Source organism: Draconibacterium orientale, assembly GCF_900111425.1.
GTDB classification, from domain to species: domain Bacteria; phylum Bacteroidota; class Bacteroidia; order Bacteroidales; family Prolixibacteraceae; genus Draconibacterium; species Draconibacterium orientale.
The window spans coordinates 66,102-87,207 of the sequence record NZ_FOHT01000005.1 but is presented as its reverse complement, the minus strand read 5'-3'; the positions used below and the strand labels follow the sequence as shown (position 1 = coordinate 87,207).

The 21,106-nt window shown below is 42.4% G+C and carries 8 protein-coding genes and 1 pseudogene; all 9 read right to left on the bottom strand.

Annotated features, from left to right (window positions below; all coding sequences use genetic code 11):
* Nucleotides 1–7: 7 nt before the first annotated feature.
* The gene (locus tag BMW53_RS04585) at nucleotides 8–3,109 is read right to left on the bottom strand and encodes a SusC/RagA family TonB-linked outer membrane protein (RefSeq protein ID WP_038560429.1); all 3,102 of its coding nucleotides are present in this window, start codon (nucleotides 3,107–3,109) and stop codon (nucleotides 8–10) included.
* 27 nt (nucleotides 3,110–3,136) lie between these two features.
* A complete protein-coding gene (locus tag BMW53_RS04580) occupies nucleotides 3,137–4,339 on the bottom strand; it encodes a glycoside hydrolase family 88 protein (protein WP_038560425.1) in 1,203 nt (400 codons plus the stop codon).
* 23 nt (nucleotides 4,340–4,362) lie between these two features.
* Complete coding sequence (locus BMW53_RS04575) at nucleotides 4,363–6,792, bottom strand: glycoside hydrolase family 2 TIM barrel-domain containing protein (RefSeq protein WP_038560422.1); 2,430 nt, start codon at nucleotides 6,790–6,792, stop codon at nucleotides 4,363–4,365.
* A gap of 522 nt (nucleotides 6,793–7,314) precedes the next feature.
* Nucleotides 7,315–7,553 (bottom strand): annotated as a pseudogene (locus tag BMW53_RS04570) (transposase); the annotation flags it as partial.
* Nucleotides 7,554–7,724: 171 nt separating this feature from the next.
* A complete protein-coding gene (locus BMW53_RS04565) occupies nucleotides 7,725–9,965 on the bottom strand; it encodes a GH92 family glycosyl hydrolase (protein WP_038565036.1) in 2,241 nt (746 codons plus the stop codon).
* A 1-nt stretch (nucleotide 9,966) separates the two neighbouring features.
* On the bottom strand, nucleotides 9,967–12,435 hold the full coding sequence (locus BMW53_RS04560) for a glycoside hydrolase family 95 protein (RefSeq protein WP_051567926.1): 2,469 nt from the start codon (nucleotides 12,433–12,435) through the stop codon (nucleotides 9,967–9,969).
* Between the two features lie 23 nt (nucleotides 12,436–12,458).
* Nucleotides 12,459–15,350 (bottom strand): glycoside hydrolase family 3 C-terminal domain-containing protein, encoded by a 2,892-nt coding sequence (locus BMW53_RS04555; RefSeq protein ID WP_081804959.1) that lies wholly within the window; start codon nucleotides 15,348–15,350, stop codon nucleotides 12,459–12,461.
* A 166-nt stretch (nucleotides 15,351–15,516) separates the two neighbouring features.
* Nucleotides 15,517–17,778, bottom strand: a complete 2,262-nt coding sequence (locus BMW53_RS04550) for a glycoside hydrolase family 3 C-terminal domain-containing protein (RefSeq protein WP_081804868.1) — start codon at nucleotides 17,776–17,778, stop codon at nucleotides 15,517–15,519.
* Nucleotides 17,779–17,837: 59 nt separating this feature from the next.
* Complete coding sequence (locus BMW53_RS04545; RefSeq protein ID WP_081804867.1) at nucleotides 17,838–21,104, bottom strand: glycoside hydrolase family 2 protein; 3,267 nt, start codon at nucleotides 21,102–21,104, stop codon at nucleotides 17,838–17,840.
* Nucleotides 21,105–21,106 lie beyond the last annotated feature (2 nt).

The window sequence follows — 21,106 nt, the reverse complement described above, 5'->3', positions numbered from 1 at the left end:
TCAAGATTTAAAATGTTACGTTAAGACCCAGCGACCAGGTGCGGAAGAACGGATAATAACTTGCACTGGCATTGTTTCCAACCTCGGGGTCGAATACCGACAATACTTTTGAGTGTTCCCAAACATCGGTTCCGGAAACATATACCCGGGCTTTTTCGATAATATTTTTATTAATTGGCAGCGTGTATCCTACCTGAATATTTTTCAGTCGGATATAGGCGCCGTTTTGCACCCACTTGTCAGAAGGTTTGTAGTTAAAGTCGTTGCCTCTGGCATCGTACATACGCGGCCAGTAAGCATCCTGGTTATCTTCAGTCCAGTAGTCGCGGTGAATTGACCATGGCATGGTAGAAGTCTGGAATAAAGGAGCAATCGTTGAAGTTGCTACCAGGAAGGTTCTTTTTCCTACACCCTGGAAGAACGCAGAGAAATCGAAACCTTTGTACTGAGCCGACAGGTTAAGACCAAATAAATAACGGCCGTTTGATGTACCTAAGTTAACCAGGTCGCCCGGACTTTCAGGTGTACCATCGCCGGCACTAATTTCGTGGTCTGGAGCTCCCTGGGCCACATATTTTACATCGCCCCCTGCAACTTTTGAGTCGTTAAAACTTTTGTAGCCGGGATTAGCCTCTTTATAAGCCAGGTATTCATCGCGGCTTGTCCAGTAACCATCAGTTTTGTATCCCCAAATAGTGTTTAGCGGATAACCTTCAATTAATCCAACAGTGCCCGGTGTTACAATATTTTTTCCTTCGTATTTTACCAATTCGTTTTGGCTATCAGAAACATTGAGTGCCACCTGATACGATAACTCATTGATCTGGTCTTGCCATTTTACTTCAAACTCCCAACCCCAGGTTTTTAATTCACCAACATTCGAATACGGAACATTAATACCAATTAAACTTGGCAACTGGTACGGCGCCAACATATTTTTATTGAATTTCCAGTAATAATCGCCGGTAAATGACAGGCGGTTGTTGTAGAAACCAAGATCAAGACCAATGTTAGACGTTTCGATGGTTTCCCAGCTTTTTGATTTAGAAGCGAGCTCGTTCTGATAATAGTAAGCATCAGTAATTTGAGTACCGCTTGAAATGGTTGCGATATAGTCGTAAAGGCTAAGAACAGCTCCGTTACCTAACTGCCCCCACGATCCTCTTAGTTTTAAATTTGAAATAGGTTCAAAGTCAAACCAGTCTTCTTCGGTTACCCTCCAGGCTGCCGAAAACGAAGGGAATATTTCCCAACGGTTTCCCGGTGCCAAACGCGAACTACCATCGTAACGTACGTTGGCTTCAAAAATATAGCGATTATCGTAGTTGTAGTTAAAACGGCCAAAATACGAGTTCATCGCCCAGGTTTCAATTTTATCTGACAGATCGGTATTTGTGGGCTCTGAAGCATCGTAATAATTAAAAGAAAAGAAATCGTTTGAATTCAGATTCTTAGCCAATCCCGAAATTTCGTCTTTACGGTAATTTTCGTAAGTAGTACCTGCCAGCACATTGAAATTGTGCTTGCCAGTACTAAACTCGTAGGTTAAAAGTGTTTCAATATTATCGTGAAAACTTGAATTTTTCGTTTTTCTCAACGAGTTCGGATTGTTTGCCTGGAAGCGAATACCGGTTCCGGTCATGTTATACCAAATCAAATGGCGACGATTTTGCTGCGAACTATAATAACCGTTTTGGCGCGAAGCACTTACTTTTAATTTCAGCCCTTTTACAATATTCTGAATGGTCACACTTCCTTTTCCCATGTACGATTCGTAACGGTTTTTGGTGATACCACCGTTCATCATCAGATCAATTGGATTTACCTGTAAATCGCCGTTATACGGAGTATCGTTAATATCCTCTTCAGGAACATAGATAGGCTGACGTGCCCTGATGCGATACAAACGCTCTAAAATAGATCTAACGCCATAAGGATTGGTTTCAGTAAAAGCTCCGGTATAATTAATCTGTGCATCTACTGAAACATATTCATTAATTTCCGAATTTAATTTAAACCTGAGGTTGTAACGGTCGTAACCATCCGGGCCATACTTTAACAAACCATTTTTAGTATAGTAACCACCCGATAACAGATAGTTTGTCTGCCTATTCCCACCGCTGATAGAAACAGAGTGACTTTGTTGCGTTGTATAATCCTTTGTTCCTTCGTCAACCCAGTTTGTGGCCGAAAAATAATCCCAACGTCCTTTCGAGATGTTTGGACGATAATTAAAATTTGAATTGGCTACCCACGACGACTGTTCCTCGTTCCATTCCGGTGAACCTTTGGAAGCAATACGAGAATCATTAATCATATCCTGTTCTTCCCAGGCAGTAACACGCTCGGGCATAATACCAGGCACATTAATACCATAGTAACCGTTGTAATTTACTTTTACTTCGCCGTCTTTGCTTCCCGATTTTGTGGTAATTAACATTACACCTGCAGCAGCCCTGGCACCATAAATGGCAGCGGCAGCAGCATCTTTCAAAATCGAAATCGATTCAATATCGTTAGGATTAACAAGCGTAAGATCTCCTTCAACACCATCAATCAATACTAACGCCGATGTAGAGTTTACCGATGAAAAACCACGGATACGAATGCCGGAAGTTTCAGCTCCGGGTTGTCCGCTGCTTCTTAAAACAGCTACCCCTGGAAGCTCTCCCTGCATGGCAGTTAATACATCGGATGAAGCTTTGCGTACAATCGATTCTCCGTCGATGGAGCTGACAGCCCCCGTAAGATTAACCTTTTTCTGAACGCCATAACCTACAGCAACCACTTCTTCCAAACCTATCACAGCTTGCTCCATGGTAACATCAATAATGGTTTTGCCTTCAACTGGTACTTCTTTTGTTGTCATACCGACAAACGAAAAAACAAGGGTCTGGTCGTCTGCTGCGACATCCAACGTGTACTTTCCGTCAACGTCGGTAATCGAGCCGTTTGTAGTGCCCTTGATCATAACAGTAACCCCCGGAACGGGAAGCCCATCCGAGTCGGAAACTGTGCCGCTTAATTTGTTGTTTTGAGCCTGCAACGAAGGACTCAGAAACATCATTAAGCAATTCATAAAGATGAAAAGTCTAAAAATCTTCTTCATAATCTCAAAATTTAATTAGATGAATTTTTATTGGTATACATTTCGAATTAATGATTCCAGGTAATAATAATCGGCATAAACAATCGGCACGTTTACTTCTGAATCATGCGGTTTCGAGCCGGTTGAGTGAGTGAGTAAAAAACCGTAATTACGGCCTTTGGGTGATCGGTATTTTTCGGTAAGGTTGCTCAGAATGAGTAATGCCTTTTCCTCGTAGTAATTTTTTTCCTCAGGAACATAGTTTTTCAGTTCGAGCAAGGCGGAAGCAATTATTGCCGCGGCTGATACATCGCGTGGTTCATTCGGAATTTGCGGAGCATCAAAATCCCAGTAAGGAATTAAATCTTCGGGCAAATTCGGATGCGAAAGGATATACGACGCAATATGTTTGGCTTGCTCCAGAAAAACGGGATTTTCTGTTTCGCGGTAAACCATTGTATACCCATACAATGCCCAGGCCTGACCCCGCGACCAGGCAGAAGCATCACTAAAACCCTGGTGTGTAGCATGGGCGACTGCTTTTCCTGTTTCTGAATCGTAATCAACAACATGGTAGCAACTGTAGTCGTCTCTGAAATGATTTTCAAGCGTAGTTAATGCGTGCGATACGGCTATATTATAAAAGACCGAATCTCCGGTTTCGTGCGTTGCCCAAAACAAAAGTTCCAGGTTCATCATGTTGTCAATAATTACTGGAAACTGCCATTTATCCTGGTTATGATCCCACGAGCGGATACAACCTATTGTTGGATTAAAGCGTGTAATCAGCGTTTGGGCCGACTGTACCAAAACATCCCTGTATTCCGGATTATGTGTTAAGCGATAGCCTTGTCCGTAGCTATTGAATATTTTAAAACCCATATCGTGGGTATTACCATTGTATTGCTGATCGGCTAATAAAGCGGTATACTCTTCCGCCTTTTCTTTCCATTTAGGATCGTTACTTTGCTCGTACATCAGCCACATGCAACCGGCAAAAAAACCACTGCACCAATTCGACGACGGCACCATGTCCAAATCGCCTTCCGGTGTTAGCGAACGCGGGGCCATCTCTCCTCTTTCTGTTGAATGTTTCAGGAATTCATCTACATTATTTACCAGAATGTACTCCTGATCTTGAAGTTCGCTCCATAAGTCTGGTTGGTATGCCTTTTCCTTTGTTGATTTCGTTAAACAACTACTTAAAATAATTGCCCCCAGACAAAATGCGAATAGTACTCTACTGTTCATTATTAATTTTATTCGTTTTAAATTTATTGAGTCAGTAGTGCGGTTTTTAAGCCCTGCGACTGAACTGCAACACTATATCTTTCTCCTTCTTTTTCGATTTTTATTTTTGCCACTCCATTGGCAAGCTGAACCACCCGCGAACCATTGGGAGTTCCTAAATTGTCGATTAGCTGTACATCGCCGGCAACCGAAAAACTCACTTTGTTTCGCGCATCAAGGCATAACACCTTGTTTTGGTCTAGAGCCGAAACTTTTATCCAGCTATACTGCTTATCGATTTCTATTTCTTCAATTTTCAGTTGTGTAGCCGGCAACCATGTTTGGGTTTGATAGTCGAGTTCAAACTCATCCTCGTATTTTTCTTTCGTTGAAATGGCAACTGCCTTAAGGTGATTTTTTCCTGATTCGAATTCTACGTTCCAATACAGCCCGGCTGCAGGGAAATTCTGTGCATCACGCTTTTTTATCCCCTGACTTTTGCCGTTTAGAAACAACTCCACCTCTTCGCAATTAGAGTATACTTTTACCAGTCGCGATTCTCCGGCTTTACCCCAGCGCACAGGCCATGTATGGCCATAAATGTGGACCATTGGCTTTTTGCTCCAGTAAGATTGAAAAACGTAATAACTTTCTTTTGGAGTTAGGTCGCGTGTTACCACTCCTTTCTGATTGACATAAGGAACTGGATTTTCGGGGCGAATTGGAGTTGAAAAATCTTTAAAAGCCCAAAAAGCAGCACCTGTTAACCACGGCATCGTTTCCTGTTCTTTTAAAGTCCAGTCGAATAAATTACAAGCGTAGGTTTCAGTCCAGTCGCCATCGCGCGAAACACGAGCCTGTCCACCTACCAATGCTGCATCGCCCGAGCGTTCGTCTGCTCCACCTCCCGTTCTAACATGCTCAAGCCCCATGTCCGGATCCTCACTGTGTCGTCCTGCGTGACTGCTTGCTCCCCATTCAGCATGAAAAAAGCGGTCCACTCTTTTCATTTCCTCCAGCGAAACATCTTTATACTCGGTGTATTTTCCCCGGTACCAACCGGCCCAAATCGAAGGTGAGTAAACATCAACAATATCTTTGCAAAAATCGCAACGCCTGATGCTGGTTTTTCGGCTACTATCTAAACGATGTGCCAGATCGTTTAACTCCGACATAAAAGCACGAATGGCATTTTTATCGAATTCAGGATAATCTCCGGGCCAGTCGTTTTCGTTACCAAGCCCCCACATTATTACCGATGGATGATTAAAATGCTGGGTAATCATATTGGTCAGCATTCTTTTGGCTTGCTCCTGGTAAATTGCGCCACCCAAACCTCCTCTGCACCAAGGAATTTCTTCCCATACAAGAATTCCTAAACTGTCGCAAAGATTAAGAACAATGCGCGATTGCTGATAATGTCCTAACCGAATAAAGTTGGCTCCCATATCTTTAATCATCTGCATTTCTTTGCGAATCATATCCTCAGTCATTGCCGCAGCAACTCCCGCATGATCTTCGTGCCTATGCGTTCCGCGTAATAACAAGCGTTCGCCATTTAAATAGAATGGTCCTTTTTCTTCAAAACGAAACGAACGAAAAGCAAAACGATCAGTATATTTCTGACGCTGTCCGTTTACCGTTAGCTCGATAGATATATTGTATAAATAAGGGTCGTCTGTAGACCAAACTTTCGGATTTTTAATGGTCAGCTCTCTTTCGAACGTTTCGTTTGCAGTATTGATCAGTTCTTCTTCAACCAACTCATTTTGCTGATTAAATAGCTGAAGCTTTAGCTGCGTTTTATTTGAACGGTCTCCGGCTAACAAGCCATCGATTTTTATTTGGCCTGTTTTTTCATCATCACCAATAACAGCTTGAATATGCACCTGTGAGATATAAGTTTCGGGTACATAAATAAGATTCACATAGCGATACAAACCACCATAAACATTAAAATCAGAAAGATCAGAAGGGATCATTTCTAAATCACGTGAATTATCGCAGCGAATACTTAGGGGTACATTATTAAAATCACTTGGAAAACTACCGAGTTGTTCGGTTATATCAACGGTCCACTCGTCGTATCCGCCAACGTGTGATCCTGCTTTTTCTGTCCCGATATAAACGTCAGTTTTTTGTCCGCCCCCTTCAAATAAAAGCAGTGTCCTGCCATTTTCGTAAGGATTTTCGATATGAAGTTTTGTCCGATACCAACCTGGTCCTTCATAGTAATTTACGTCCGGATCAACAGCATCGCTGGCATTAAAACAATGTGGTAATTCTATATCTTCCCAGAGCGGAAGTGCCTCAGGCTGGCCTTCTTTTACAGGCCTCACTGCTTCCCATATACCGCCTAAATCTTCGCGCACAAACTGCCAGTTTTCGTTTAAGCGTTGAGTGTAAGTAGAAATATTTTGGGCCTGCAAGCCACTGCATATAAAAATGCTAATTGTAAGTAATAAGTTTCTCATCAAAGCTTCTGTTGTTTTATTGGTTGCTGAGCAAAACTAATGTGCAAGAAAAAGACGGACTAAAACTAATGTGCCGATATTTTTAAATTTTGGGGCAGCTCTATAAATAATGTTGCAACTTGAAACATTATTCACAGTCTATTTTCCTGTATTTCTTGCCATTAGTTTTTAAAGTATGCCCCTATCAAAAAGGCAACTGTTTTCTCCCGTTTTAGATTTTACCTCTTATTGGTCTGTTAATTTTTAGTTAAACCCCACCAATTTAACACCTCAACATCTTTTTATTTTAGACCGCTTAATCTATTCTTACTGCGTTATCAATAAAGCAGAACAAACACGGCAATTTATCATTGAAAAAGCGACTCCTGTAATTAATCGTAAAGGGAAGGCCGGAATGAGAAAAACGGCCAAAGTGACCACCCAAGACCGGAATAAGATGATTTTTCGTCAATTTTGGGGAACGAAATTTCACAAACAAATACATTACTATTTAATTGACTTTCGATTAACCTGAATTCGATTTTAAAATAGAGCAATTTGATCGGTTTTGATCACCTCATATTTTATTGCAGGCTTTTTAGGGAAAAAGCTATTGGCAATTAATCCTGAAATCAGGTTTGTGATGAAGTTTTCGAAAGATCTGTGGCGGGAATGCTCAATTGAGCAAATATTTTTCAATTCATCGTTTACCGTTTCTACCAATGCTCTTTTACGAAGCAGTACTTATCCGGAATCAGCATTAGCGAGATTTTCATGTTTTTACTATACCAGTTGTCCGAAGATCTTATCATGAAAGTTTTGGAAGTGCTACATTTCAAGGATAGTAGATTTAACTCAATAATTCCGTTGTTAATTGATGTAAATAAAAAAAGCCTGCGAATTAAACAACTCACAGGCTTAACATTAAAACTCAAATCTATAGAAAAACGAATCTATTCAAGCCCCCACATTTTGTTTGCCTTTGGGCCCATTTCGAAAACCAGTTTACCTCCGTTCTGAATATCTTCGTGCGAAATCCATGGCGTATCCAGTGCTTCGCCGTTCAAGCTTGCCGACTGTATGTATTTATTTACATCTGAAGCATTTGTTGCTTCAACTTCAAATGTCTTTCCGTTTTCAAGAGTAATGGAAACGTGTTCAAACATCGGGCTTCCAATGGTGTAAACGGGTTCACCCGGTGTTACAGGGTAAAAGCCCATGGAAGAAAATACAACGAAAGCCGACATGCCACCTCCGTCTTCATCGCCGGGAACGCCCATCAAATCGTTACGGAACCATTCGTGCAACAATTTACGTAGGCGCTTCTGTGTTTTCCATGGCTGACCAGCCATATTATATAAATACGGAATATGCAACGAAGGTTCGTTGGCCATTGAAAACTGCCCTACATTACCAGTGTGATCAGGCAACTGAGCATAAAATGCATACTTTCCACGTCCCAAAGGTTCGGTGAACATCGCATCCAGATTTTTCACAAACTCCTCATTTCCTCCCATCAAATTAATCAGATCGGGAATATTGTGCTGAACATCCCAACGGTAAACCCAGGCATTGTTCTCGCCATAGTAACCACGGGCCCCCATGCCTCCTGAAAATTTATAATCAAATGGTTCAATGAATTTCCCGTCCTTATCTTTTGGATGAAAGAATTTAGTTTCTTCGTTGAAAATGTTACGGTAGTTGAAAGATGCTTTTTTAAAGTATTCGGCATCTTCGTCTTTTCCAAGCTCCTCAGCAATTTGCGACAAACACCACTCGTCGTACGATGTACCTAAAGTTACAGCTACCGGCTGACGACGTTCGAAAGAATGTACTTCCGGAATGGTTTCTTTTTCGCCTTCGTACAAGGCAGGAATGTAACCATGGTCTTTATAAAACTGGTCCATTTTACCGGCTGGCATTCCCGACCAGGGTGCCAAAGTTTTTTCGGTAATCGCACCTTTACAGGCTTCGTATGCTTTTTCAAGATCGAAGTTACGCAGGCCTTTGCGGTAAGCATCAATTACCGATGCCACACCGTGGTTCGAGTTCATACGGCGGCTGTCGCCTGTGATTTCAGGGAAAGTTGGCCACCAGAAATTATCCATTTGTTCCGACATCAATACAAATGAATTCAGGATATCTTCTTCTTTTTTCGAATCGATCAAAACTCTTAACGGATGGTGTGCACGGTAAGAATCCCAGATCCAGTCGTCGGTATAAAACGGACGGCCGTTGTCTTCGTGCACTGTTCCGTCGAAAGCACTGTAATAACGGCCACCTTCAGATATACAAACCGGACGTTCGTAACAACGGTAAAGCGAGGTGTAAAAAACCGTTTGTTCATCGTTGGTTCCGCCTTTTACCGCTATTTTCCCTAAAGCGTCGTTCCAGGCTGCACGCCCGGCTTCCTGAAGTGCTGCAACAGTTTTCCCTGCTACTTCACGCTCCATGTTGGCTTTGGCCTGCTGCTCGTCGATAAAGGAAATTCCATAATGTAAGGCAAGTGTTTTTGTTCCCGCCGGATATTTTAGTACCAGACTGGCATTTCGTCCTTCGGCACTGGTTGCTTCTGAAAGTCCCGATCGGTTTAAGCTGGAAACCTGCTGTGGCAACTCTGCCGGCACCATATACAAATAAACTTTCGTATTATTTTCTATCAACTGGTAACCGCTTATGGCTTTCCCATCCCAGTTCATCCCTCCGTTTTTGGAATTCAGAATTAAATAGGCGGGAGCATCTTTCTCAAACTGAATTTCGTAGACTGCCGATTGATGCGATAGACCATAATCAACCTGGATATTTTGTTCATCGAGGTAAACTGAATAGGAATAAGGAGTCAGTTCTTCCTGGTCATAACGAAATTGGATGACCGGCCTCAACTCGCGCTCTTCGCCCTGAAAAGGACTTAAATTAAAAGCAGAACTTCCGCGGTGGCTGGTTACAATCAAAGGTAAACCATTCAATTCAATTTCAGTATAATCACGACGCTCGGGATATACACGCAATAAGCTGTTTGGTAAATGAATTGTTGGAAAAGTTGGCACCAGCAAATGGCTGATGTTTCCCATATACGGATTGACATATTCGACCGGTTCTTTTGCCACAGAACCGGATTCTGCTGTACTTGTTGTACAGGAAGCTAAAAACGCTATTGCTAACACAAACAGCGCTATTTTTACTAATTGTTTCATTTTATTTTTTGTTAAGTGATTCATCCAGTTTTATTATTTCGTTTTGAGCTGTTTCAGCATCATACTTATTTGTTCCATCGGAAACATGCAGAGGATTGCCATTTTCAGAAAGAATACTAACGTGGGTTACTTTGCCGTCTTTCCAATTCAGATCAACAACAAATCCCCCTCTTGCTTTTAGTCCTTTTACCGATCCGTCTTTTAACGGCGTTGGCAATGATGGCAACAATTGAAGATTATAACTGCCGTCTTCATTTTGCGACTGGCTTTGTAACAACATTTCAGCAATAGCTGCTGTTGCACCAAAGTTTCCGTCAATCTGGAAAGGTGGGTGATTGTCGAACAGGTTTGGCAATGTTTTCGATGCCAGCAATACAGAAAGCAGTTTATAGGCATGATCGCTATCCTGCAGGCGGTTCCACATATTTATTTTCCAGGCCAATCCCCAGCCTGTTCCATCGTCGCCACGGGCTATCAACGTTTTACGCGCTGCTTCAGCCAGTTCCGGCGTTCCCAAAGTTGTGATCTGGTTTCCGGGGTGCAGGCCAAATAAATGTGAAGTATGACGGTGATGTGGTTCTACTTCTTTATAGTCTTCTGCCCACTCCATAATTCTACCGGTTTTCTCGCTTATTCGGATTGGGGCCAAATTCGCCAGCGTTTCTTCACGCTCTTGCTTGAAAGCGGCATCTACACCCAAAATATCACAGGCTTTAATACAGTGTGTCAGCAAATCATGGATGATTTCCAGGTCCATTGTGGCACCGTAGGTAAAAACCGTTGTACTTCCGTCAGGTAAAAAGAAAGCATTTTCGGGTGAATACGAAGGGTTGGTTACCAGTTTTCCCGGACAAGCTGTGCCTTCCGGCGCTTCTATCAGAAAATCAAAAATAAACTCAGCAGCACCTTTCATTAAAGGATAAGCCCTCTCTTTCAGGAATGCTTCATCGCCTGTGAACGCGTAATGTTCCCAGGGGTGTTGGGCAAGCCACGCAGCTCCCATTGGCCAAATTCCCTGCGGCCCATCAGCAGGCGCTGTAAATCCCCAAGCATCGGTAAGGTGGTGCACCACCCAGCCATCAGCTCCGTAAAGCACTCTTGCGGATTTGGCACCCGGTTCTACCAATGCATCCATTAAATCGAACATTGGCATGTGCAATTCTGAAAGGTTGGTGATTTCTGCCGGCCAGTAGTTCATCTGAAAATTGATGTTAGTGTGGTAGTCGGCATTCCACGGCGGGTTCATTTGCCATGCCCAGATTCCCTGCAGGTTTGCAGGCATCGTTCCCGGACGCGAACTTGAAATAAGCAAATAACGTCCAAACTGAAAGAAAGTTTCTACCAAACCGTTGTCGGGAGTTCCTTTTTCTCTGGCCAATTCCAAGCGCTTGTCCGTTGGAAGTGCCAATGTTGAAGCTTCTGTTTTACCTAAAGTCAAACCAACACGGTTAAATAAACGCTGGTGTTCTGCAATATGGTCTGCTTTTAATTTTTTGTAGCTTTTCGATTCAGCTTTTGCAATTGTTTCGGCACAGATAGCAGCCGGGTCAATCGAAGGATCGGCACCTTCCAACATTTTATCCAAACCCGGATAGTTTGTGGCACCGCTTACCAGCAATGTTATTTCTTTTGCACCCGATACTTTCAACACATCATTTTCAAGCTCTACTTTTCCGCCCTTTGTAATGGCTTTTACCTGGGCAGCAAAACTCAGGCCTCGCTGTTTGCCGGTCTCATCTTTAGTATCGATTTGACCTTTCATTACTATTGAATTTGAATCTCCTGAAACGGGTTCGCAAACCGCATCTTTTTGTCGCGTTAAAGTAAGATTGAAACTAATTCCGTCTTTGCCCTTTGTTGTAAAATGAACAACCATCACTTTGTCAACCGGCGAAATAAAAACTTCTCTGCTATAATCTGCTCCGTCAGCAGAAAAACTGGTGGTTGTTACCGCAGTTGCCAAATCCAGACTCCTGACATAATTCGAAACGTTCAGAATTGGCGTGTCAAACCAAAGCTCGCCCAACGACTGAAAAGGCTTCACTCCGCGGGGACGTCCCATCATGTGTTGCTCTGCCAATTTCACAGCTTCGTTATTCTTACCTTCAAAAAGCAAGCGTTGTACTTCAGGAAGATACTCAGTTGATGAAGGATCGTTTGGATCCAGCGGATAACCGTCCCACAACGAACTTTCGTTTAACTGAATTCGCTCGTCGGCAACACCACCAAAAACCATTGCTCCCAGTGTTCCGTTACCAAGCGGCATAGCTTCCTCCCATATTTTAGCAGGTTGCTGATACCATAAAACATATTGACCGTCGGGCTTTGATGCACCGTTTTTAACTTCTGCCCGGTCAGCCCATCTTGCTGTGATTCTGCCTTCACGCTGACTGGCAGGCGAATTTACGTTTTGAGCCCCAACTGCCCAGCTTACGAGCAAAAGTGAAATGATAATCAGATTATTTTTCATTCTTGTATTTGATTAGTTTTTAATTACAAAGTTTGCGCGATGCTTTTGTATTTGGCAACAGCCACCAAATTTTTCATATTACGCCCTTCTAATTTAAATTGAATTATTTTTTCTTCACCAGGAGTCAACTCATAATGATGAATTTCTTCCTGTTGAACTCCGTCTACAAATATTTTCACTTTGCCGACATCTGTAATGGTTCCATCATTTTTCACATTGATATTTACCAGTGTTTTACCTTCCACTGTAGCCTGATCGATCTGGGCAAAACTCAAATCAAAGTCTGCTTTAAAAGAATGGGTGTAGTTTAGCATTGTTGAAACGCCATCTGCTGAAGTTTCAAAACCTACACTATCCTTAATCCGGTCGGCAGCAACATATTCAGGACTTTTCCCTCCAAGCAGAATTTTGAACTGTCCGCTTTCAACTACCCTGTCCATGTTCTCATCTAACAACGACAACTGGTAGGGTGTCAATTTAAATTGTATTTCACGGGATTCTCCTGCCGCCAGCTGAATACGGTCAAAGTCTTTTAACTCCATCACACGCGTTTTCACACTGGCATACATATCGGTTACATACAACTGAACCACTTCTTCCCCATCGCGTTCACCTACATTTGTAACCGTAGCTGCGATGTCAACTGTGCCATCAGCATTTTCGTTTACTTTCAGGTTCGAATAATTAAAGTTTGTGTAGCTCAAGCCATAGCCAAAAGAATATAAAGGATAAAATGGCATGTCAACATAATTGTAACCACGCCCGGAAGTTTTGAAATTGTAGTACAAGGGCAACTGCGCCACATCTCTCGGGAAAGTCATTGGCAAACGGCCGGCAGGATTATAATCGCCAAACAAAACATCGGCTGTTGCAGGGCCACCTTCTTGTCCGGGTAGCCAGTTTACTAAAATTGCGGCACAATGTTCTTTTGCATAAGAGAGGTTATAAGGGCGGCCAACCTGAAGAACCAGAATAACCGGTTTTCCTGTTTCACAAACAGCTTCAAGCAGCTTTTGCTGGTTTCCAGGCAAAATCAGACTTGCATAGTCATTTGCTTCTCCCGATGTCTTTTTTATGCCCTGTGTCGATTCACTTGTTGAGCAATCACCCAAAACAAGAACGGCAATATCCGAACTTTTGGCAGCTTCCAAAGCTTCATTAAAATCTTCTTCCTTATCTGAAATAAATTCACATCCCTTGGCAAAATTGATTTCTATGTTATCTCCGGCTCTTTGCTTCAGGCCTGTTAATACTGATTTCAATTGTCCCTCCTGTAGTTTGGCGGTGTAATCTCCGGGTTGAAGATCATCTGCTCCGGGGCCTATTACTGCAATCGACTTTAAATCGTTTGAAAACGGGAGAATTTCGTTTTTGTTTTCCAACAAAACAATTGATTTCAAAGCTGCCAGATGAGCCATTTCCTTGTGCTCAGGACTGTTCCAGCCCGGGTAAATTGTATTCCAGTCTAAAGGCTTTGAAGGATTATCCTCAAAAAGCCCGTTTCTGAAAATTGTCTCCAGCATGCTGCTACAAACTGCATCAAGAGCCTCCATATCCAATTCTCCGTTTTGGGCCGCTTCAATCACTGATTTGTTATTGTAAATATCGCCGCAGTTAGTTGCAATACCTGCAGCCAATGCAAGATTTGCCGCCTCCACTTCATCTTTCGCAACATAATGCTTGCGGCTGGTCATATTACCAATGGCTCCGCAGTCACTAACAATATAACCTTCAAAGCCCCATTCTTCACGTAAAATCCTGTGCAGTAATTCCTTGCTTTTGGCAACCGGAACTCCCAGGTAATCGGAATAAGACTCCATTACCGACTGGCAATTGTATGTTCTGAAAACATGACGAAAAGGTACCAGGTGAATTTCCCTCATTTCTCGTTCTGAAAGACCAATATCATGCGAGTCACGACCTCCGAGCGGGGCACCATGAGCCGCAAAATGTTTGGGGGTAACCAGTAATCCTTTTGATTGATATCCTTTGATCCACGCGCCTCCAATCTGTGAAACCAGAACCGGATCCTCGCCATATGTTTCTTCGCAGCGTCCCCATCGGGCATCCTGTGCAACATCTAAAACCGGCGACCAGGCCTGTAAGGTATGTGCGGCTTTTGTCTCGTCTCCGATTACGCCGGCAACTTCTTCTGCCAGTTTTTTGTCCCAGCTCGCTCCCAAACCAATTGCCTGTGGAAAAATAGTTGCACCGCTTCCGTATGAATAGCCATGAATAGCTTCCACTTTATTTAAAAAAGGGATCCCCAAATGAGGAATTCCGGGAATACCCCACCCTTCTCTTAAAAGTTCCATTTTGTCAGCCGGTGTCATAGCGGCCAGTAGCAGATCAACACGTGCTTTAACCGGCAAATCAGCATCCATCCAGGGACGATCTCCTTCAACCGCCTTTGTTTCAGCCTCAGCATAAGATACTCCCACTTCATTTAGAGATACGGTGGAAGTTGCAATGCCCCGCTTGAATTGCAAACGCAAATGTGCTCCGTATTTTGGGGCAAAAGACAACACAAAATTCCCCTTGCCTTTAATATCAAAATCGAGAGGTTCACCAAGATTCATTGGATCGTAAGTGATATACAAATCCATCATTTTTTTCAGATTCTCAGCGCTAAAACCATCTGCCTGCAAATGCACCTCTTTTACATCGCCGGGCGATGCCAGCACAAACATAATGTACTGGTCTTTTGTCAGGTCCTCGTTACTTAGTTCCCATCCTGTTTTCTTATTTGCGTCAAATGCCTTTCCGGCTTCAGGCTGATTTGTTGAAGCTGTTGCAGCAGTGAAACTTTGTGCAGAAATTGTTCCCGACAACACAAATAAAAACAGAAACAAAATAACAAAGCCAGCTTTATAGTTTGATTTTTCCTTAATTTCCTGAGCTAAACTAATTTTCATTTTTTTTAAAGTCATCTTTATTTAGGTTTGTCGCTTTAAAGCGTTTTTTTATTTAAAACATTCTTCTTTTGAATTTTATCGGGATATTGTTTTGCCGATTTCATTCACTTGTGGTTCCATAAAACCAATACCGATATTTTAAGAATAATTCGTTACTGTATTCATGTTAATTCGCTACCTTAAAATCGAAACTAAGTTGGCTGTCGGCTGAATTTCCTCCAATAAATAAAGAATACTCCCCCTTTATCAACTCTTTTTCGTTATGAACTTCATTCCATTTTTTCAGATCGTTCACAGAAATAGTCATTGTTACTTCCTTCTCGTCACCAACACGAAGGTTCAATCTTTTGAATTCCCGTAACTCCTCTTTTGGCAATCCTATTTCTTCAGGATATTTTATGTAAGCCTGAACCACTTCATCTCCGTCCAGCTTACCAGCGTTCCTAATTTTTACAGAAAAAGAAATCGTCTCGTTTTCAGTATAAATTGATTTTGGTTTGCTTCCCCATTTGTAGTCAAAATCAGTATAGCTCAATCCAAAACCAAAAGGATAAAGTACTTCGCCGTTGTAGTAGCGATAGGTACTGTTTGTCATCGAATAATCTTCGATTGGAGGCAAATCGTTTAAATTGCGGTAGAAAGTAAGTGGCAAACGTCCGGCAGGATTATAATCGCCAAAAATCACATCAGCAACAGCAGTTCCCGCTGACTGTCCCCCGTACCAGGCCTGAATAATTGCGTCGGCATTTTGTGCTTCCCATTCAAAACCAATGGCACTTCCCGACATACAGACAAAAACCAGTGGTTTCCCGGCAGCTTTCACTTTTTTCATCATTTCGGTTTGAATTGCAGGCAATGCAATGTTTGTACGATCGCCGCCAATAAATCCATCCAAACCATCTTTGCCCGCGTCTCCTTCTTCTCCTTCAAGCCTTGGAGAAATCCCTCCAACAAAAATTACCAAATCGGCATTTTTGATGGATGCCAAAGCCTCAGCTTCCATATCTTTATCTTCATTTACATAAGATGTTCCCTGTACATAAGAAACTTCAATCTGATTCTTTGCTTTAATAGCCTCGAAAGGAGTTATGGTTTCAGATGGAACTCCGTTGTAATTTCCAAGTAAAATTTCCTCGTTATTTGCATTTGGCCCCATTACAAGCACTTTTTTAATTTTGGGTGAAAGGGGAAGAAATTTTTTATTGTTACGAAGTAGCACCATCGACTCTCTCGCCATTTTCAAAGCATGTTCTTTGTTGCCTTTCGACTCAACAACGCTCATCGGAATATCAGAATAAGGAGCAATACCTTCAGGATCAAACATTCCCAATTTCATCCTTGTCATAAACAAACGCTTCACCGATACATCAATTTCATCTTCAGTAATCTGCTTGTTTTTAACCGCCTCTGCAAGATTCCGGTAAACACCTCCACACTCCAAATCAGTCCCATGAAGTACTGCATCGGCAGCGGCACTTGCCGGATTTGGATGTGTTTTGTGATTGGCAAAAAAATCATTTATTGCACCACAATCCGACGTGACGTAACCATCAAACTCCCATTGATTACGTAGAATATCCATCATTAATAAATCGTTTCCGCAACATGGTTGTCCGTCGTATCGGTTGTAAGCACACATCACAGACGACACATTTGCTTCAGTAACCAAAGCTTCAAATGCTGGCAGGTAAGTATCCCATAGTTCGCAAGTATTAACAGCAACATCAAATTTATTCCTCCCAGGTTCCGGACCACTATGTACGGCAAAATGCTTTGCACAGGCAGAAACCTTTAAATAGTTAGGGTCATCTCCTTGCAATCCGCGTACCATGGCTTTTCCCATTTGTGTTGTCAGGTATGGATCTTCACCATAAGTTTCTTGTCCACGCCCCCATCTTGGGTCACGAAAAATATTAATATTGGGAGTCCAAAATGTAAGTCCGCGATATTGTTGCCCCTCCTGTCCTGTCCTGTTCGATTCATGGTGAATAGCACGTGCCTCATCCGACGTTATTGCAGCCATTTTAAGAAGCGCCTCATCATCAAAAGTAGCCGCCATTCCAATTGCCTGAGGAAAAACAGTTACGTTAATTCCGGATCTGCCTACTCCATGCAAACATTCGTTCCACCAATTATACCTTGAAATTCCCAAGCGGTCTATCGCCGGAGCATTGTGCATCATCTGACCAATTTTCTCCTCAAGCGTTAATCTGCCAACTAAATCATTTACCCGTTCTTCAAACGAAAGATCAGGGTTTTGAAAAGGATAATCGAACTGGCTATTGTCCGCACATTCTCCGGTAATGACAATATGATCTTTGTCCTTTAGTTTTCCTTTCTTTAAGTCATTGGCAACCGATGATTGTCCTAAACTGATCAAAACAGCAATAAACAAACTCAGAAAAAAACTTTTTATTAGATATCTCATATTTCAAGGATATTTACGATTAAACACTTTAGTTCTTTTAATTCAATTTTTGCAAAGGTTTATTGTCCTACAGAAGAATTCATCTCCCTTAAAAACTCTTCCTTATTCGATTCAAGCTTTATTTTTGTCCGCCAGTCTCTTTTGCCTTCCTGTCTTTTTAGTTTTACGAAAAGATGGTTCCAACCTTTTTCAAGCGGAAGGTTCTCAAGCCTCTGAGTACCTGAGGCAGCAGCAAAAGATTTTCCGTTTACAAAAATGCTTGCTTCCTGATTGCCTTCTACCCTCAAATCCAGTTTCGGCATATCCGGCTCCACTAACAGGTCAACCATCGAACGGGGACTATAAACCCAGAAACTGATTGCAGCTTCTTCTTTCCTGCCAAATTCAAGGAAACCTTCTGCGCTGGTCTGCACCATTTCAGATGCACCGTTCTTTTCTAGCTGATCAGTAAACTGATCGTTCGTCATTTTCTCATAGCCTGCTTCCAGACCAAGAACTAATGCCCGCTCCAGTTCACCGCCGGCCGACAAAGCATGCAAACTATTTACAGGTACTTCTTCCAACTGCACTCCGAGGTTGGTTAAAAGACTTTTGAACAGCCCCTCTCCCTCCGATTTGAGTTGTAACAAATCAATACTACTTACATAAAAATCAGTGTTATCAGACGTAGCTTTTACGATAGCCGCACCTTCCGGTTTGGCTTCCTCTTCGCTGCGATAAACTGCCGCGGTTTTGAGGTATTCAGGACGAGAATTCCATCTTCTCCAGTCAGTATTACAGGCTTCAACCAGAACGGTTCCGTTTTTCACGAATTCGCCGCTTAATCCGGCTGTCATAACAGGCCTGCGAGTAAGCTCGGTAAAATAAAAGTCTTTATTTCCCAGTTCTGCCAACATCGGATCAGCTGATTTTAATATGAACGAAGTTGTTTCACGATCGGTAAGTTTGATTGAGTAAGGCAACACTTCATTCAAACCCGAAAGATTCTTTGCGGCAACTCCCCAAACCAATATTTTTGCTCCTGACTCAATTGCGCTTTTTATGATTTGCTGGTCTTCTGTACCCAACACAGCTGTTCGCCCATCGATGATTAAAAGGCCACAAGTTGCTTCTTGTGATGCATTCAAATCAACAAAAGGAACTCCCATATTGACCAGGTATTCTTTTAAGTCACTATTTTCTTCACTAATGATTCCAACCTGTTCTATTTTTTCAGATGAGGCCTGCATATCTCCCAGCGTGTTCTTTTCTTCAATTTTGAATGGTTGTTGTGGTTCCGCATTAATTGCCTGAATGGCGGTAAACATTGGCCACGGTTCATACAAAGGCAAAGCTGGATCATACCCCGGGTTAACGGTGCTTGTATACGGCCCCAAACCTTCAGGTTGCATTCCGGGAATCCCTTCCTGAAACTCGGGGAAGAATATACCATCCTCAGGAACTGAAGGCCTTGATGTATCTTTTAAACCAAACGGAAGTGGTTTTAAACCATACCAGATAATATTGAAAACACTGGCGTAAGATGCATCGTAGCCCAGTTGTTTTCCTATTAAATCGTAGGCTTCTGTCGCTAAACCTTCCATACGTCCTAATTGTGATTCATAAGCGCGGTTTCCGTTTACTGCCGAGATTTGTTTTGGTGTTCCGTAGTAACCCATTCCGGTTTCTCCAACTCCCCATGGTTTGCCTTGAGACGACCAGTTTTTCATCGAGTTTTCATCGCCGTAATGCCCGATAACTGTTGGTAAATCAGTCGGGCGCATATCTTCACCATCTCCAGAAATCCAGTCGCGGGTTGGATCATTTTCCTTAACGATAGCTACCCAATTATTGATCTCGTCAACCTGGCGCTGTACAATGCTTTCAGGTGCGTGGAAAACATGAATCGCAACGGGAAGCGTCTCGTTACAAACACTCCAGCCAAATACGGAAGCATGATTACGGTCGCGTATTACCAGACTTTTCACATGCTCTTTGCAATACTCCCAATAAGCATCCGAATCCATTTTAGGCCCGCCGTCACTTGACCATATACCGGTTTCGTCTAACACGCAAATTCCCATTTCATCTGCCACTTCGAGGTAAAACGACGGATAAGGCTGCGCATGTAAACGAACTGCATTGGCGTTGGCATCTTTTAGCATTTGAAACCAGGCCCAGGCATATCGGCGAGTCATTTGCGGGATTCCCATAAAATGCCAGGAATCGCCTTTTAAAACAATGCGTTCTCCATTTAGCAAAAAGTGGGTTCCATCAATAGTAAACTGGCGCCAGCCAAAGCGTGTGTATTTTGTGTCTGCTATTTTCTTTTTACCGGTTTTAAGTGAAATAACTGAACCATAAAGGTTAGGTGTTTCCGGTGTCCAGTAATTCAATTTGCCTTCTACTTTGGCTGAAATCTTGACAATTACTGATTCTCTGGCTGCTATTTTAACTTTATCATTACTTGCAATTTGAAGAACTTCGTCTTTCAATATTCCGTTTTGTACCGGAGCAAGATTTATATCTTCGGTTTTCTCTTTAAACCATTCTTTGACAGATGCATCCAGTTGAATGTTTTGTTCTTTATCTGAGTTGTTCTGAATAGTTACCTCAAAATTCAACAGATCGTTGGAAACATCAGGTTGTACAAAAACATTGGCGATATGAAGTTCGGGAACAGCAATCAACGAAACATCCTGCCAGATACCCGCGATATGTTGTCCCCAAAATGAACCTGCCACATAATTACGCCGACCATATTTCCCCTGATCATCGGTCAGACTGGCTTTTGCTACACCAACCAGTATTTCATTTTTCCCTGGTTTAAGCAAGCTGGTGATATCCAACTCTGTCGGGAAAAAGATATCAAGGTTCTCACCGGCCAACTCGCCATTTACATAAATCTTCGCAAAACCTGCGATCGCCTCAAAATGAAGCTTTACCAATTTATCAGCCCAGGCTTCAGGAAGCTCAAAATCCTTTTTCATCCAACCCATTTGAGCTTCTTCCCACTTTTGAGGGTATGAAGGGTAAGCAAGAAAATCGCCACCATCGCGCTCCGCAAAGGAGTTTACATTCCAGGGCGATGGAACCTTTAACGGAACATTCTCCCAGTTAAAATTATCCGGCTTAATAAACTTTTCGATATCCTTTTCAAACACAGGCATAAACTGCCATTTCCCATTTAAAATAAGCTCATCGCGCAAAGGTTTTTCCGTTACATCGACAAACCCTTTCATCGGGTTAAAAACATGGTTGTAGTTATACTGTCCCCTGACATTTGCACTCATAGTCAAGCAAATGATCGTGATTAAAAGGCCAAATACATTTTTTCTAATCATCATAA